Raw genomic sequence first — 13,970 nt, forward strand, 5'->3', positions numbered from 1 at the left:
ACTGAGGCGCGCAGCCTATGCTCAGGCGTAACGCGCGCGCAGTTGCCTGGCCGCCTCGACCATATTGGCCAGCGCCGGCTCCACCTCCGCCCAGCCACGGGTTTTCAAGCCGCAGTCCGGGTTGACCCACAGCCGCTCGGCGGGAAGTTTGTCCAGCGCTTTTTCCATCAGCGCCACCATCGATTTCACATCGGGGATATTAGGCGTGTGGATGTCGTATACGCCGGGGCCAATATCGTTGGGATAGGCAAAGTCCTGGAAAACGTCCAGCAGCGCCATGTCCGAGCGCGATGTTTCGATGGTGATAACGTCGGCGTCCAGCGCCGCGATCGCGCCGATGATATCGTTGAATGCCGAATAGCACATATGCGTGTGGATCTGGGTGGTATTGTCGACCCCCGCCGCGCTTAGCCGGAAGCATTCCACCGCCCAGTTCAGATACTCCTGCCACTCGCTCTGACGCAGCGGCAGCCCTTCGCGCAACGCGGGCTCGTCGATCTGAATGATCCGGATACCCGCGCGCTCCAGGTCGGCAACTTCGTCGCGCAGCGCCAGGGCGATCTGCCGGCAGGTGGTCTCACGCGGCTGGTCATCGCGTACAAACGACCACTGCAGGATGGTCACCGGGCCAGTCAGCATGCCCTTCATGGGTTTATCGGTGAGCGTTTGCGCATACTCGCTCCAGCGAACGGTCATGGCCGCCGGGCGCGTCACATCGCCAAAGATGATCGGCGGTTTGACGCACCGGGAGCCGTAGCTCTGCACCCAGCCAAAGCGGGTAAAGGCAAAGCCGTCCAGCTGTTCGCCGAAGTATTCCACCATGTCGTTACGCTCGGCCTCGCCGTGTACCAGCACGTCGAGCCCCAGAGACGCCTGACGCTCGACGGCATAGGCAATCTCGGCACGCATCTGCGCGTCATAGTCGGCCTGGCTCAGGGTGCCGGCCTTGAATGCCCGCCGCGCCGCACGAATATCCTGGGTCTGCGGGAACGAGCCAATGGTCGTGGTCGGAAACAGCGGCAGCGCCAGCGCCCGGCGCTGGGCCACTGCTCGCTCGGCATAAACACAGCGACGTTGACTATCGCACGGCGTCACCGCTGCCACTCGCCGGCTCACCGCCGGCTGGTGGATGCGCGTCGAATCACGCCGGGCATCCAGCGCCTGGGTGGCCGCCGCCAGGCGCTGCTCGTCCTGAACGGTCGCGCGCTGATCGATCAGGCGGGCCAGGGTGACCACCTCATCAAGTTTTTGGCGGGCAAAGGCCAGCCAGCCGACCAGCGATGCATCGAGTTCGCTTTCCTGATCCAGATCCACCGGCACATGCAGCAGCGAACAGCTGGGTGCAAGCCAGAGCCGCTTCCCCAGACGCACCTTGAGCGGACGCAGACGTTCACGCAGCGCCGCCAGATCGGCGCGCCAGATATTGCGGCCGTCGATAATGCCCACCGACAGCACCTGATGGGGCCCCAGGCGGTCGATCACCTGGTCGACCTGCTGCGGCGCGCGCACCGCATCAATGTGCAGTCCCGCCACCGGCAACCGGGTGGCCAGCGACAGGTTATCGCCCAGGCCGCCAAAGTAGCTGGCCACCATCAGCTTCAAAGGCGCAGCCTGCAGCCGATGGTAAGCGCGTTCAAAGGCCTGATGCCAGGCCGGGGGGAGATCCTGCACCAGCGCCGGCTCATCCAGTTGCACCCACTCGACGCCCTGGGTGGCAAGTCGTGCCAGCACCTCGCTGTAGACGTCCAAGAGGCTGTCGAGCAGCGTCAACCGGTCAAATTCACTGCCTTTGGATTTGCCCAGCCACAGCCAGGTCAGCGGCCCGGTGAGGGTGACCTTGGGGGTAAACCCGGCGCCAAGGGCTTCATCGACTTCGTCGAAGAGCCGATTGGAGGCCAGCGTGAAGCGCTGCCCAGCGTGTAGCTCGGGGACCAGATAGTGGTAGTTGGTATCGAAGTACTTGGTCATTGCGCAGGCGGGAGCAGGCTCACCGCTGGGGGCCCGCCCGCGTGCCATGCGAAAGGCGGTATCCAGCTCGACCTCGCCTGCTGCCACTTCGCGTCCCGCATTGAAGCGCTCGGGCACCGCGCCCAGCAGCACGGAGACATTCAGCACCTGGTCATAAAACGCGAAATCGCCGACGCTGACCAGGTCAAGCCCGGCAGCCTGCTGGTCTCGCCAGTGGCGTAGCCGCAGCTCGCGGCCGGTTGCTTCGAGGGCCTGGCGAGAGCAGTCGCCTTGCCAGTAGGCCTCGGTGGCTTTTTTAAGCTCACGCTGGGCACCGATACGGGGATAGCCGAGAATATGAGAAACTGTCATGATGAAACCTTGCAACGTGAATGATTTCGTATAGTCTGGGCACCCCCGATAGGTGAATCAAACTAAAGTTTCTAATACCTACCATGAAAATTTTTCACCATGATTGAATTACGCCATTTGCGTACCCTGCTCGCGCTACGTGAGACCGGCTCGCTGGTTGAGGCCGCTGAGCGGGTCCACCTCACCCAGTCGGCCCTGTCGCATCAGCTCAAAGACCTCGAAAGCCGTGCGGACAGCCCGCTGTTTGTGCGCAAGACCCGTCCGGTTGAATTTACCCGCGCCGGGCTAAGGTTGCTGGCACTCGCCGACCAGATTCTGCCCGAGGTGCGCAAGGCCGAGCGCGACCTGGCGCGCATGGCGGGGACGGAACTTGGCCGGCTGCACATGGCCATCGAGTGCCACAGCTGTTTTCAGTGGCTGATGCCCACAGTGGATTACTTTCGTGACCATTGGCCCGAAGTGGAAATCGACATCCCCAGCGGCCACCATTTCGACCCGCTCCCTGCGCTGGCACGCGAACAGCTCGACCTGGTCATCACCGCCGACCCGCAACCCCTGGACGGCGTTCACTACGCTCCCCTGTTCCGCTACGAGGGCTTGCTGGCGGTTGCCCGCCAGCATCCCTTTGCCGCGCACAGCTTCGTCACGCCTGAGGCGCTGGCCGATGAAACCCTGATCACCTACCCGGTCGAGCAATCCCGGCTGGACGTATTTAGCCAGTTCTTGACCCCCGCCGAGGTGCGCCCGCGGGAAATTCGCACGGCCGAGCTGACGATCATGATGATGCAGCTGGTCGCCAGCGGGCGTGGTGTCTGCGCGCTGCCCAACTGGGCATTGACCGAATACCTGGAGCGCGACTACGTCAGCGCGGTCAAGCTCGGGGAACAGGGGGTATGGAGCACGCTTTACGCGGCCGTACGGGAGGAAACGCTGGAGGCGCCGTGGATGCAGGACTTTCTGCGCACGGCAAAAGAAACCTCGTTTGCCGTGTTGAGCGGTATCAAGCCGGCGACTCGCGACGCGGAATCAGTAGCGTAAACCGCGCGCCACCCAGCATGGGGCTGGTGTCCACCGTCACGCTACCGCCGTGACCGGCCATGATCTTCTGCACAATGGACAGCCCCAGCCCATAGCCACCGGAGCTGCGCGCCCGGCTGTCGTCCAGTCGGGCAAAGGGTTTGAACACGTCGGCCCGGTCATCGGCGGGAATCCCTGGCCCATCGTCTTCCACGTCAATGCGCACCAGGTGAGGCTCATCCCACAGCCCGATGACCACTCGGGACTGGCCGTAACGGCAAGCATTGCTGACCAGATTCTGCAGGGCGCGCTGCAAATAGCGTGGCTCGGCCATCAGCTCGATGTCCGGCCCCGGCGCCAGGGTAATCGCCAAGCCTTCGTGGAGCGGCGAGAGCGCATCAATTACCCGCTCGGCCACCGCCCGGCATTCGACCAGCGACATGTCCATTTCGGCGCCGTGAACCGTCTCGCCCCCCAGACGGGCGTAGGTGAGGATTTCGTCGACCAGCTCATCGAGTTCGGCGATATCGCCATCGATACCCTGCAGCTGACGCCTTATTCCGGGCTGGTCGGTCATGTCCTCAACCATCTGCACGGCAAAGCGAATACGCGCCACCGGCGTGCGTAGCTCGTGGGACACGGCCCGGATCATTTCCTGCTGGCCGCGCAGCAGCGACTGCACCTGGTTGGCCATGCCGTTGAACGCCATGCCCAGGCGCCCCAGGAAATCACCGCTTTCGACCTTGACGCGCGTTTCCAGCCGCCCGCTGGCGATGCGCGTGGCGGCAAGCTCGAGTCGGGCCATGCGCGATTCGATACTGCGCATCACCAGATAGATGATCAGCGCCAGAACGACCATCAAGGCCATCAGCAGTGGTAGCTGAAGATTAAAGGGCAGGTTGGCCCCCCGGGTGGCGGGGCCAGCTTCCAGCCATTGGGAGCCGTCCGGCAGCTGATAGACGAAGCTAATATCGAGCTGTTCGCCGTGCAGCTGCGTCACTACCTCGCCGCGAGCAAGATGTGCCTGCTGGGCATCGCCCAGCTCCCCAGGCGGCCGGCCCAACAGCGCCAGCGGCCAGCTTCCCGGCTGCACCTCGCCCAGCCGCTCCAGCCGCTCGCTTGCGTCAAAGGTCGCCAGCCAGGCACCCAGCATGGCCATGGTGGCGTGCCATTGCTGCTCGCGCCAGGTGGAGAATTCGGCCTGCAAAAGCCAGGATTGCCCAGGGATAAGGCGCTTTAATCGCCAGGGGGAGGTCGCAACCAGGACGTTGCCGCGTTCCAGGCGCGAGCGCTCGAAGTAGCTCAGCGACGCATCCTCCACCGGCATCAGGCTGAGCTGCATGCCAAGCTGCTCGGACCACTCGGACAGCTGCGCCTGGCGTTCGCGGGAGGGAATATCGACCAGCTGCCGGGTCATCAGCGACATTGGCAGCGCCGCAAGCCCCTCGCGACGGTCTTCGCGGCTTACCTGCTCGATAAAGGCACGGCCTGCCAGGGCAATCAGAAACACCGTCAGCAGCGCGGCTCCCAGCAGCAGATAAAAGCGTAAGAACGAGCCGTGGCTGAGCACCCGCCGCATGAAGCTATCCTTCTGTGTGATCAGCTGTCTTTTACAAACAGGTAGCCCTTGCTGCGTACCGTCTTGATACGGTGGGGCTGGTTGGGATCGTCGCCGATCTTGGGACGGATCCGCGACACGCGCACGTCGATCGAGCGATCCTGGCCGTCGTACTTGATGCCCCGAAGGTCGCTGAAGATTTCTTCCCGGGTCAGCACGCGTCCAGCATTGCGGGCCAGCAGCCAGAGCAGGTCGAACTCGGCGCTGGTCAGGTCGATGCGCTCGCCGGACAGCCACGCCTCGCGGGTGGCATTGTCGATCTCGAGGTTCTCGAAGCGCAGGCGTATCTCGCCGTCGGGGGTCGGCCCGTCGGCACGCCGCAACAGCGCGCGCATGCGCGCCAGCAGCACGCGTGGCTGGACGGGCTTGGGTACGTAGTCATCGGCCCCCATTTCCAGCCCCAGCACCTGATCCAGGTCATCCGTGCGCGCCGTCAGCATCATGATCGGGCCCGCAAAATTGGGCCGTACGCGGCGACAGATCGCCAGCCCGTCTTCGCCGGGCAGCATTAAATCAAGAATCACCAGATCCGGCTGCAGCGTCAGGATGCGATCCACCCCCTTTGCCCCGTCGGCCTCCAACGTCACCTGAAAGCCGTTGGCCTCCAGGTAGTCACGGGTCAGCTCCGCCAGGCGCTGGTCGTCTTCTATGATGAGCACATGATCCTGATCAGTGTAGTCAGGCTTCTGCGCTTCTTGACTGCCAAGCGCCTGAAACTGTTCTTCTAAGTGATCCACCATCCTAGTTGTCAACTCCACGTGATCTATGTGTCTTATCGCCTGCCTCCCCCCATGCAAAGCAGACTATCTATATTGGTGCCAGGATACCTCAAAAGTGCCCAACCGCCTTCCGGGTGATGCAATCTCCACGTTTCTTATTCATTATATCCCTTCAGGCCTGGCTTGATTCTTGCTACGACGAGCGCTAATGTAAGAGTGCAAACTGTCGACAATCTGACAGGAGGACAAGGCCATGGGAAGTGGCAAACCCAAAAGTGTCATCAAACGTGTTTACGTTCCCACCCAGGTGCGCGACCTACCGAACGGGGAGAAACTCAAGATCCCCGGGCACTACAAGGCGCCTCCCGGTGAAGAACAGAGCTGATCAGGAAAGGCGTCGCGTCATCTAATAAGGCAGGCCCGGAGCCTGCCTTATTCATGTCTCGTGTACGGCTGTATCGCGCTAACCCTTGGGGCCCAATAAAAACCAGATAATCAGCCCGACCAGCGGAAAGAACAGCAGCACCAGGATCCACAGCAACTTGGCCAAGCCGCCCGCTGAACTCTTCGCCACCTTGATGATGGCCCAGACGACGATCACCAGCCAGATAAGCCCTAATAGTCCACCGACTTCGATACCCATATCAACTCCTTGTGTTGGGATCTGTGTAAAGTCAGCTAAGCATATTGCCACTAGCGACACAAGCGGCTAGCGCGACGGCTGCCAGTCAAGCGCAGCCTGGCGACCGCGTGCTTCGTTCACCTGGAAACAGATCAGCATCGCCACGCCAAACAATACCGCACACAGCAGGATAGACGCCTGCAGGCCGACCATGGTCTGCAGGCCACCCAGCAGGACGATACCCAGAACCCCGGCCAGCTTGTTGGCCAATCCCCAGAAGCCAAAGAACTCCGCTGATTTCGTGGTGGGCGACAGTACCCCCACCAGCGCTCGGCTGGCCGATTGGCTCGAGCCAAGGCTCAGCCCAGCCAGACAGCCCACCACCAGGAAGACATACTGCGCCTGCCACTGCCAAGCGGTGAGCATGTTCACCCAGTCGGTTACCTGGGGCGTCAGCCAGATCGCCACGATGGCGCAAATCCACAGCGCCAGCGTCATCTGGTAGGTGCGCTTTGCACCCAGCCGATCCTGTAACCAGCCAAATCCCAGTGCCCCGGCGGCGGCGGTAATCTGCACGATGATGAACATGATATTGCGCACACCCGCCTCCCAGCCAATGACTTGGGCGCCATAGATGAACGCAAAGGCAATGATGATGTAAACGCCCGCCATGGAGAACAACAGCGACACCAGAAACACAGTCAGGTCCCTGAAGCGCCGGAGTTCTTGAAGGGTCGAGGTCACCCGCCGACACGCCGTCTGCCAGTAGGCGCCTCCATCGGGGCTGGGCGTCCCGCGCTCCTTGAGCCAGAGAAAGGTAGGAAGGGCCGCGACCAGGAAAAACCCCGCCGCAAAGGGGCCAACCCAGCGGATGCGCTCGAAGTTCTCGGCACTGGTCTCCCCCAGCACCACCAGCGTGAAGCCGGCGGCAAACAGTCCCCCGATATAGCCCAGCGCCCAGCCGAACCCGGATATCTTGCCCAGCGATTCGGGTGGCCCCAGTGCCGGCAGGAAAGCGGCAATGAACGACTCGCCCATGGAGTAGGCATAATTCGAGAGGATAATGAGGATGAACCCAAGCATTACGTAGCCTGGCGCCACGAAGTACAGCATCGCCGTGGACGCGACGGTGGCGAGATAACTGACGAACAGAAACCGTTTCTTTTCCGCCCGCTCGTCCATGATGGCACCGCACAGCGGTGCGGTGATCACCACCAGCAGATAGCTGATCGCCAGCGCCAGGCTCCAGAGCAGGTTGGCAAGGCGGAAATTGTCGTCACGCTCACCGACGATCACGGTGGTGAACAGCTCGCCGAACACCACCGTGATGATCAGCAGCGTATAGGCCTGGTTGGCGAAATCGAACATCGCCCAGCCAAAGATTTCACGACGCGAAGCAACGTTGGCAGCAGTATGGGTCGGTTGAGCGTGCACGGGGGTCTCTCACCAGTCAGCAAGGACACAAGCCTAGCAGGTTGGCGGGTAAAAGCGACACATCACCGTTGGAAGAAGGGGATGACAGTGGCCGCCGCTTGATCTAAGTTTGATTGATCAGAACATAACAGGGACGTTCACCGATGAAGGGAAGCAGCGGGCTCGACGGCCGGCACAAGCCGATCGGGCGACGACGAGCGATACTATTATGGCTGCTACTGGTGCCGCTGGGGGTGGCGCAGGGCGCTTCGGGGCCACTGTCGCCGTTATCGTTCGTCACCGAAGAATACCCGCCCTACAACTATCAGGATCCGCGAACGGGACAGCTGAAAGGCACCTCGGTGGCACTGCTTGAAGCCATGTTCGAACAGACCGATACCCCGTTCAACCAAGAGGCTATCCTCTATTATCCCTGGGTACGCGGCTACGAACTGGCCCAGGGCGCCCCCAACACGGTGCTGTTTTCAACCACCCGGACGCCCGCCCGCGAGGCGCACTTCAAATGGGTCGGGCCAATTGCCCGTGACCGGGTGGTATTGCTGGCATGGCAAGACGAGACCGCCACTCCCCTGTCGCTGGATGCCGCGATTCGTCAGCGGCTGCGCGTCGCCGTCATCCGCGAAGACATCGGGGCGCACGCCCTGCAGGAGGCCGGCTATCCGGCCGAACTGCTGCGCCCGGCCATCGACAATCACAGCGCCTTGCACATGCTGCGCCGCGGGCGGGTCGATTTATGGGCCTACAGCGATGACGTGGCGCGCTGGATCGCTACCCAGGAAGCCGTTGACCACGAGCGACTAAAGGCGGTGCATACATTAAGCCAGTCTCGCCTATACTTTGCCGTAAACCCGGCCACGGATCCCAGGTTGGTAGAACGACTGCAGCAGGCACTGGATGATGTGCGTGCCCAGCAGACCGCACCAGAGGCTACCCATCATGACGACTAGCCAGTGCCCCCCACGGGGTATCGCGGCCCGGCGACTAGCTTGCCTGGGGGCATTGTGGCTGGCGATGAGCCTGCCGGTCGGCGCGGATACGCTGGTAATCAACACCGAAGACTACCCACCCTTCAACTATGCCGGTAGCCAAGGGGAGATCAAGGGCAGCGCCACCCAGGTCTTGCGTAAGGCGCTGCGCGGGGCGGACATCGACGCGGAATTTCGCCTGCTGCCCTGGGCACGGGCCTACACCGCCGCACGCCTGCGTGAGCAGCACTGCGTCTATTCGACCACCCGCACGGCCGAGCGCGAGGCGCTCTTCCGCTGGGCGGGCCCTCTGGCCATCAACGAGTGGGCCGCGTTCAGCCTTGCCGGGAGCAACATCCAGGCAGATTCGATGGATCAGCTGGCCCGCCTGCGCGTCGGCAGTTTCCGTGAAGACGCCGTCGGTCACTATGTTGAAGCCCGGGGTGTCGAGGTGCTTCGCGCTCGCAACGAGCGCGAAAACCTGGCACGCCTCGAGGCCGGCCTGGTCGATGTCATCGTCACCGGCAAAGCCACCGGCGAGTTTCTGGCCGATGCACAAAACGTGGCGCTGCATCATCTGTTCACGTTCTATCGCGCACCGCTCTACCTGGCCTGCCACCCGAGCGTTGCCAAGCAGCGTGTCGCGCGGCTGCAAAACCACCTTCCACCCGTTGGCGCGTCATACAAGGGGACTTCGCCATGACCAAGCGACCGCTTCCCTTGCGCACCGGCAGCCTGACCTCCAAGCAAGCGCTGCTCACCCTGCTGCTGGCCGTGTTGATCAGCGTGATCGCCGGATGCCTGGAACTGTTCAATCACGCCGCCTCGATGCGTGAGGACGTGGCCCAACGCGTCGAGCAACAGCTGGCGATCGTCAATGGCGCCGCCGCCGAAGCCGCTTTTCAACTCAACCCTGACCTGGCAAACCAGATCGCCTACGGGCTGTTCAGCGATGACGAAATTGCCCAGGTCACCATCCGCGACGATTTCGGCGCCGCACTTGCCGAGTTTGTTCCCGACAGCGCGACCGAGACGAGCTGGCTAAGCCAGCGGCTGTTTGGTGACATGCTGCGCTACCGGGAACCGCTGAACTATTTCGTGGCCGCCGACCTGCCCGAGGCCGAGGTGGGCGAAGTGGAGCTCCGGCTTGATGAGCACAGCCTGACCCAGCAGTTTCTGGCGCGCAGCGTATCGGTGGTAGGTTCAAGCGTGGTGGAAGCTTTTATCCTCAGCCTGCTGATCATTGCCTTTTTTCATTATTTCATTACCCGACCGCTGCTCAAGGTGCATGACGCCATCGTGCATACCGACCCCGAACGCCCCGGCCAATGGGCGAAACCGCAGCTGCACGGTCACCGCCAGGATGAGCTGGGCCATCTGGTCGATAGCCTCGACCACCTGCTGCAGGCCTTCCAAAAGGGCCTGGATCAGCGGGATCAGCTACATCACCTATCGCACAATGACGGGCTGACCGGCGTGGCCAACCGCCGTCATTTCGACCTGTTCTACAAGCAGCAATGGCAACGTACCCAGCACCACGCCCAGCCGCTCTCGGTAATCTTTATCGATATCGATAACTTCAAGGAATTCAATGACCATTACGGCCACGCCATGGGAGATGACACCCTGCGCGCGGTGGCCCAGGTATTGAATCAGTGTATCGACCCCGATCAGGAGCTGCTGGCACGCTACGGAGGGGAGGAGTTTGTCTGCATCTTGCCGGGCAAGGATGAAGCCGCCGCCCTGGACGTTGCCCAGTGCCTGCGCAGGGCAGTGCTCTCGCTGGCGATCCCGCACGCCTACTCGAGCACCCATACCCACCTGACGGCCAGCATGGGCGTCGCCAGCACGTCGAGGCATACTGCCCTCAGCGCAACGGCCCTGCTGGCTCTCGCTGACCAGCACCTCTACCACGCCAAGCAGCGCGGCCGGAACCGTATCGAAGCCCGCCCCAGCACCGTTTGACGGCAGCGACCGCCGGCGAGCAGCTTACAGCCACCAGTGGGCGATGACCGCGGCCAGCCCGACCACCAACGCCGTGATCACCGCCATGCATACGGCACGGTCCAGCCAGCGGTCGAAGACGGCCTTTCTGGACTGCCGCCGCGTGGCACCTTGCCGTGCTTGCCTCGCCATCAGTCGTTACCCTGCATGGGAAACCCCCTCAGTGATTGATGCGCCGATTCACAACGTTGGGCGCCCGACGTAAGCGCTCTTCTTCCCCGAGTTCTTCGGCTTCAAAGGCGTCGGCGCCTACCGGCGTCTCGCCGTAGCGACGGTAGAGCTGGGTCAGCATTGCCTTGCGGTCGGCGCGTAGCTCGCGCACCAGCACGATCACCATGATGTAGAGAATAAAGGTGAACGGCAGCGCCGACAGCACCGCTGCTGACTGCAGCCCGGTCAGCCCGCCCGCCACAATCAGCGTAAAGCAGATCGCCGCGATCAGGACACCCCATATCACACGCTTGTAGAGCGGTGGGTTGATGGAGCCATTATCCGTCATTTGCGCCACGATGTAAGACGCCGAGTCGGCGGAGGTGACCAGAAATATAAAAATCAGCAGGATGGCAATCAGCGACAGCACGCCGGAAAAGGGCATCAGGTCGAACATTTCAAACAGCGCCACGGTGATGTTGTCCTGGGTCGCCGCAGCCAGGCCGATGTCATTGCCGACGATTTCCATGTTGAGCGCGGCACCGCCAAATACCCCGATCCACAGGCAGGCGAGCAGCGGTGGTACCAGCAGCACGCCAAACACATACTCCTTGATGGTGCGTCCACGGGAAACCCGCGCCACAAAGGTGCCGACGAACGGCGACCAGGCGATCACCCAGGCCCAGTAGAAAATGGTCCAGCTACTGGCCCAGTTTTCATCGCTGTACGGTGCGGTACGCAAGCTCATGCCGATAAAGTTCTGCAGATAGTCGCCAATGCCGACCGTGATGGTTTCAAGGATGGCGACGGTGGGGCCGGTAATCAGCACGTAGAGCATCAGGCCGATACACAGGATCATGTTCAGGTTCGACAGGCGTTTGATGCCTTTATCCAGCCCCGACCAGGTCGAGAGCATGTAAGCGCAAAACATCACGAACAGGATGACGAACTGCCACAACCCGTTTTCCGGCAGGCCGAAGACGGCGTTCAAACCGCCGTTCATCTGCAGTACGCCAAGGCCGAGCGAGGTCGCCACCCCCATCACCGTGGCCACGACGGCAAACACGTCGAGCCATGAGGCATAAGGGCGAACCTTGGGGTACTTCGCGGTGACCGATGAGAGCACCGACGAGACCAGCCCCGCCTGGCCTTTACGAAACTGGAAGTAGGCAATGATTAGCCCGACCACCGAAAACGCCGCCCACTGATGGATACCCCAGTTAAAATAGCTGTACTGAATGGCATAGCGTGCGGACGCTGCGGTCTCGGCCTCTCGATCACCGTAGGGCGGGTCGATATAGTGCAGCATCGGCTCGGCCATGCCATAGAACACCAGCCCCACGCCGAAACCGGCGGCCAGCAGCATGCTGATCCAGGAGAAAAAGCTGTAGTTGGGGCGACTGTCTTGGGGCCCCAGGCGCACCTTGCCGTACTTGCTGAGCGCCAGGCCGAACAAGAACACCACAAAGCCAGACACGGAAAACAGATAGAACCAGCCAAACAGCTCGGTAATGGTAGCTAGCGCGGCTTCGGCAGCGCTGCCAAAGCTTTCGGGAAAGGACGCACCGATAACCACCAGGCCAAAGATAATCACCGTCGAGGCGATGAATACCGACTTTCCTCCATGATTCGCCATAAGACACCCTGTCAGATATGCATGGTCCGCAAGTCACTTGCGCCGGATGAAAAGCCTAACACCTGCCTGGCCGCACTGCATGCAACGCTGATTTATCGCCCTCCTGAACTCTCCCAAGCCGACGCGTTCAAAGGGGCATACCGATTGAGGAGGCATCAATGCCACAGATGAATCGAGATCAACGTAACGCCGCCTGGCAGGCCGCCCATCAGTTTCGTGCCCGCGCGACCCGAACCCAGCCCAATGGCGTCATGGGCAGCCTGAAACTGCTGTTTACCTGGCTGGCGTTTGGCCTGCTGATGATCGTCGGCGTGGTGCTTGGCCTGTTTTTCCTGCTGGTCGGCTGGGCCATGATGCCGTTCGTCCGCCACAAGATGAAAAAACGCATGGAGCAAATGCGCGCGCAACAGGCGCAGGACATTGGCGGCAGCCGGTCGGCGTCATCGGCGGAGCGCGGTCGTCACGATGTCCTCGAGGGCCAGTACGAAATCAAGAACGAAGCAGCCGACAGAACGCCCAACGACAGGTCGTGATGCCTGAGTCAGCCAATGACCCCGCCGCGTCCATCACAGCGGCGCGTGAAGCCAGATAAAGGCGGCCGCCAGCGTCAACGGCATCACCACCAGGCTGCCCAGGTTGCCGATCAGTACGATGGACGCCACCTTCTGTGGCGCCAGCCGATACTGCTCGGCGACCAGGTAATTGAGTACCGCAGGCGGCAGCGCGCCGAATACCAGTAACACGGCTGCCTGCAGGCTATTCAGCGGCAGCAGCACGATCAGCGGCAAGGCAATCAGCAGCCCCGACAGCGGGCACAGTACGGCGCCGAGCAGGCCGGTGCGCCAGTCGCTGAAATCGATATCGAGCAGCCGCACCCCGAGTGCAAACAGCATTAGCGGAATACATACGCCACCCAGCATGTTCATGGCCTCGAGCAGCCACACCGGCAGCGGCAGCCCGCTGACGTTGATGGCCAGGCCCGCCAGGCTCGCGGCGACAATGGGCATGCGCAGCAAACGCCACAGCGACGTGCGCGGGTCGAGCATGTAGAGACCCACCGAAAAATGCAGCAGCATTTCGACGATAAATACCACCACCGCCGCCGGCAGCGCTGCCTCGCCAAATGCCAGCACCAGCAGGGGAACCCCCATGTTGCCGGAGTTGTTGAACATCATCGGGGGGAGAAAGGTCTTGATGTCCAGGCGCAGCCAGCGGGCGACCGGCCATAACAGTACGCCCGACCCCAACACCACCGCCACGGCAGCGCCGGCCAGCCAGGCATAATCGGCCAGCGGCGCCTGTCGGTCGGCCAGCACGGCAAAGACCAGCAGCGGGACGAACAGCTCCATGTTCAGGGTGTTCAGGCTGCGAATATCCGGCGTGCGAAACCGCCCGTACGCCGCCCCCGCCCCGGCGATCAGAAAAACGGGCAGCAGCGTGCCGATAATATTGCCGATCATGGCGTTCTCTTTCCCTGCCAATCATT

General features: G+C 62.0%; 14 protein-coding genes. 6 read left to right on the top strand and 8 right to left on the bottom strand.

All coding sequences use genetic code 11. The features are described from left to right. Positions 1-21 precede the first annotated feature (21 nt). Positions 22-2,319: a 5-methyltetrahydropteroyltriglutamate--homocysteine S-methyltransferase gene (gene metE, locus QC815_RS01880; RefSeq protein ID WP_230448344.1), complete on the bottom strand. Its 2,298-nt coding sequence runs from the start codon at positions 2,317-2,319 to the stop codon at positions 22-24. 99 nt (positions 2,320-2,418) lie between these two features. Here metE and QC815_RS01885 point away from each other — a divergent pair, with 99 nt between their 5' ends. Continuing rightward, positions 2,419-3,357 carry a LysR family transcriptional regulator gene (locus QC815_RS01885; RefSeq protein WP_230448343.1) on the top strand — a complete coding sequence of 313 codons (939 nt, stop codon included), beginning with the start codon at positions 2,419-2,421 and terminating at the stop codon, positions 3,355-3,357. Here QC815_RS01885 and QC815_RS01890 read toward each other — a convergent pair. Both QC815_RS01890 and QC815_RS01895 read right to left on the bottom strand, forming a co-directional pair. Continuing rightward, positions 3,320-4,915 carry an ATP-binding protein gene (locus QC815_RS01890; protein WP_309766633.1) on the bottom strand — a complete coding sequence of 532 codons (1,596 nt, stop codon included), beginning with the start codon at positions 4,913-4,915 and terminating at the stop codon, positions 3,320-3,322. The genes QC815_RS01885 and QC815_RS01890 overlap by 38 nt on opposite strands. 20 nt (positions 4,916-4,935) lie before the next feature. After that, positions 4,936-5,694 carry a winged helix-turn-helix domain-containing protein gene (locus tag QC815_RS01895; protein ID WP_230448341.1) on the bottom strand — a complete coding sequence of 253 codons (759 nt, stop codon included), beginning with the start codon at positions 5,692-5,694 and terminating at the stop codon, positions 4,936-4,938. A 232-nt stretch (positions 5,695-5,926) separates the two neighbouring features. Between QC815_RS01895 and QC815_RS01900 the strand changes: the two genes are divergently transcribed. Beyond that, positions 5,927-6,058, top strand: a complete 132-nt coding sequence (locus tag QC815_RS01900; RefSeq protein WP_268902847.1) for a hypothetical protein — start codon at positions 5,927-5,929, stop codon at positions 6,056-6,058. A gap of 78 nt (positions 6,059-6,136) precedes the next feature. Here QC815_RS01900 and QC815_RS01905 read toward each other — a convergent pair whose 3' ends face one another. Together QC815_RS01905 and QC815_RS01910 are read right to left on the bottom strand one after the other, a co-directional pair. Next, positions 6,137-6,316 carry a PLDc N-terminal domain-containing protein gene (locus QC815_RS01905; protein WP_230448340.1) on the bottom strand — a complete coding sequence of 60 codons (180 nt, stop codon included), beginning with the start codon at positions 6,314-6,316 and terminating at the stop codon, positions 6,137-6,139. A gap of 66 nt (positions 6,317-6,382) precedes the next feature. Next, positions 6,383-7,729 carry an MFS transporter gene (locus QC815_RS01910; protein ID WP_230448339.1) on the bottom strand — a complete coding sequence of 449 codons (1,347 nt, stop codon included), beginning with the start codon at positions 7,727-7,729 and terminating at the stop codon, positions 6,383-6,385. Positions 7,730-7,872: 143 nt separating this feature from the next. On the opposite strand from QC815_RS01910, the gene QC815_RS01915 reads away from it, so the two are divergent. Genes QC815_RS01915 through QC815_RS01925 form a run of 3 tightly spaced genes read left to right on the top strand, consistent with a single transcriptional unit; the run spans position 7,873 to position 10,659 of the window. Continuing rightward, positions 7,873-8,676: a substrate-binding periplasmic protein gene (locus QC815_RS01915; RefSeq protein ID WP_230448338.1), complete on the top strand. Its 804-nt coding sequence runs from the start codon at positions 7,873-7,875 to the stop codon at positions 8,674-8,676. Further along, positions 8,666-9,397, top strand: a complete 732-nt coding sequence (locus QC815_RS01920; protein ID WP_230448337.1) for a substrate-binding periplasmic protein — start codon at positions 8,666-8,668, stop codon at positions 9,395-9,397. Before QC815_RS01915 ends, QC815_RS01920 begins: the two co-directional genes overlap by 11 nt. Then, positions 9,394-10,659 (top strand): GGDEF domain-containing protein, encoded by a 1,266-nt coding sequence (locus tag QC815_RS01925; protein WP_230448336.1) that lies wholly within the window; start codon positions 9,394-9,396, stop codon positions 10,657-10,659. Before QC815_RS01920 ends, QC815_RS01925 begins: the two co-directional genes overlap by 4 nt. 24 nt (positions 10,660-10,683) lie before the next feature. Here QC815_RS01925 and QC815_RS01930 read toward each other — a convergent pair whose 3' ends face one another. Next, positions 10,684-10,830 carry a hypothetical protein gene (locus tag QC815_RS01930; RefSeq protein WP_230448335.1) on the bottom strand — a complete coding sequence of 49 codons (147 nt, stop codon included), beginning with the start codon at positions 10,828-10,830 and terminating at the stop codon, positions 10,684-10,686. A 28-nt stretch (positions 10,831-10,858) separates the two neighbouring features. Further along, positions 10,859-12,484: a BCCT family transporter gene (locus tag QC815_RS01935; RefSeq protein WP_230448334.1), complete on the bottom strand. Its 1,626-nt coding sequence runs from the start codon at positions 12,482-12,484 to the stop codon at positions 10,859-10,861. 158 nt (positions 12,485-12,642) lie between these two features. On the opposite strand from QC815_RS01935, the gene QC815_RS01940 reads away from it, so the two are divergent. Continuing rightward, positions 12,643-13,017, top strand: a complete 375-nt coding sequence (locus QC815_RS01940; RefSeq protein ID WP_230448333.1) for a hypothetical protein — start codon at positions 12,643-12,645, stop codon at positions 13,015-13,017. A 33-nt stretch (positions 13,018-13,050) separates the two neighbouring features. On the opposite strand, the gene QC815_RS01945 is transcribed toward QC815_RS01940, so the two are convergent. Then, positions 13,051-13,944, bottom strand: a complete 894-nt coding sequence (locus QC815_RS01945; RefSeq protein WP_309766642.1) for an AEC family transporter — start codon at positions 13,942-13,944, stop codon at positions 13,051-13,053. Between the last annotated feature and the right edge of the window lie 26 nt (positions 13,945-13,970).

Source organism: Vreelandella gomseomensis (genome assembly GCF_031451645.1).
In the GTDB taxonomy this organism is placed as follows: Bacteria; Pseudomonadota; Gammaproteobacteria; order Pseudomonadales; family Halomonadaceae; genus Vreelandella; species Vreelandella gomseomensis.

Excerpts from the sequence above, each read along its gene's own strand:
- QC815_RS01935 (WP_230448334.1), bottom strand. The coding sequence starts at position 12,484 with ATGGCGAATCATGGAGGAAAGTCGGTATTCATCGCCTCGACGGTGATT.
- QC815_RS01945 (WP_309766642.1), bottom strand. The coding sequence starts at position 13,944 with ATGATCGGCAATATTATCGGCACGCTGCTGCCCGTTTTTCTGATCGCC.
- QC815_RS01925 (WP_230448336.1), top strand. The coding sequence starts at position 9,394 with ATGACCAAGCGACCGCTTCCCTTGCGCACCGGCAGCCTGACCTCCAAG.
- QC815_RS01940 (WP_230448333.1), top strand. The coding sequence starts at position 12,643 with ATGCCACAGATGAATCGAGATCAACGTAACGCCGCCTGGCAGGCCGCC.
- QC815_RS01905 (WP_230448340.1), bottom strand. The coding sequence starts at position 6,316 with ATGGGTATCGAAGTCGGTGGACTATTAGGGCTTATCTGGCTGGTGATC.
- QC815_RS01920 (WP_230448337.1), top strand. The coding sequence starts at position 8,666 with ATGACGACTAGCCAGTGCCCCCCACGGGGTATCGCGGCCCGGCGACTA.
- QC815_RS01915 (WP_230448338.1), top strand. The coding sequence starts at position 7,873 with ATGAAGGGAAGCAGCGGGCTCGACGGCCGGCACAAGCCGATCGGGCGA.
- QC815_RS01930 (WP_230448335.1), bottom strand. The coding sequence starts at position 10,830 with ATGGCGAGGCAAGCACGGCAAGGTGCCACGCGGCGGCAGTCCAGAAAG.
- QC815_RS01885 (WP_230448343.1), top strand. The coding sequence starts at position 2,419 with ATGATTGAATTACGCCATTTGCGTACCCTGCTCGCGCTACGTGAGACC.
- metE (WP_230448344.1), bottom strand. The coding sequence starts at position 2,319 with ATGACAGTTTCTCATATTCTCGGCTATCCCCGTATCGGTGCCCAGCGT.
- QC815_RS01895 (WP_230448341.1), bottom strand. The coding sequence starts at position 5,694 with ATGGTGGATCACTTAGAAGAACAGTTTCAGGCGCTTGGCAGTCAAGAA.
- QC815_RS01890 (WP_309766633.1), bottom strand. The coding sequence starts at position 4,915 with ATGCGGCGGGTGCTCAGCCACGGCTCGTTCTTACGCTTTTATCTGCTG.
- QC815_RS01900 (WP_268902847.1), top strand. The coding sequence starts at position 5,927 with ATGGGAAGTGGCAAACCCAAAAGTGTCATCAAACGTGTTTACGTTCCC.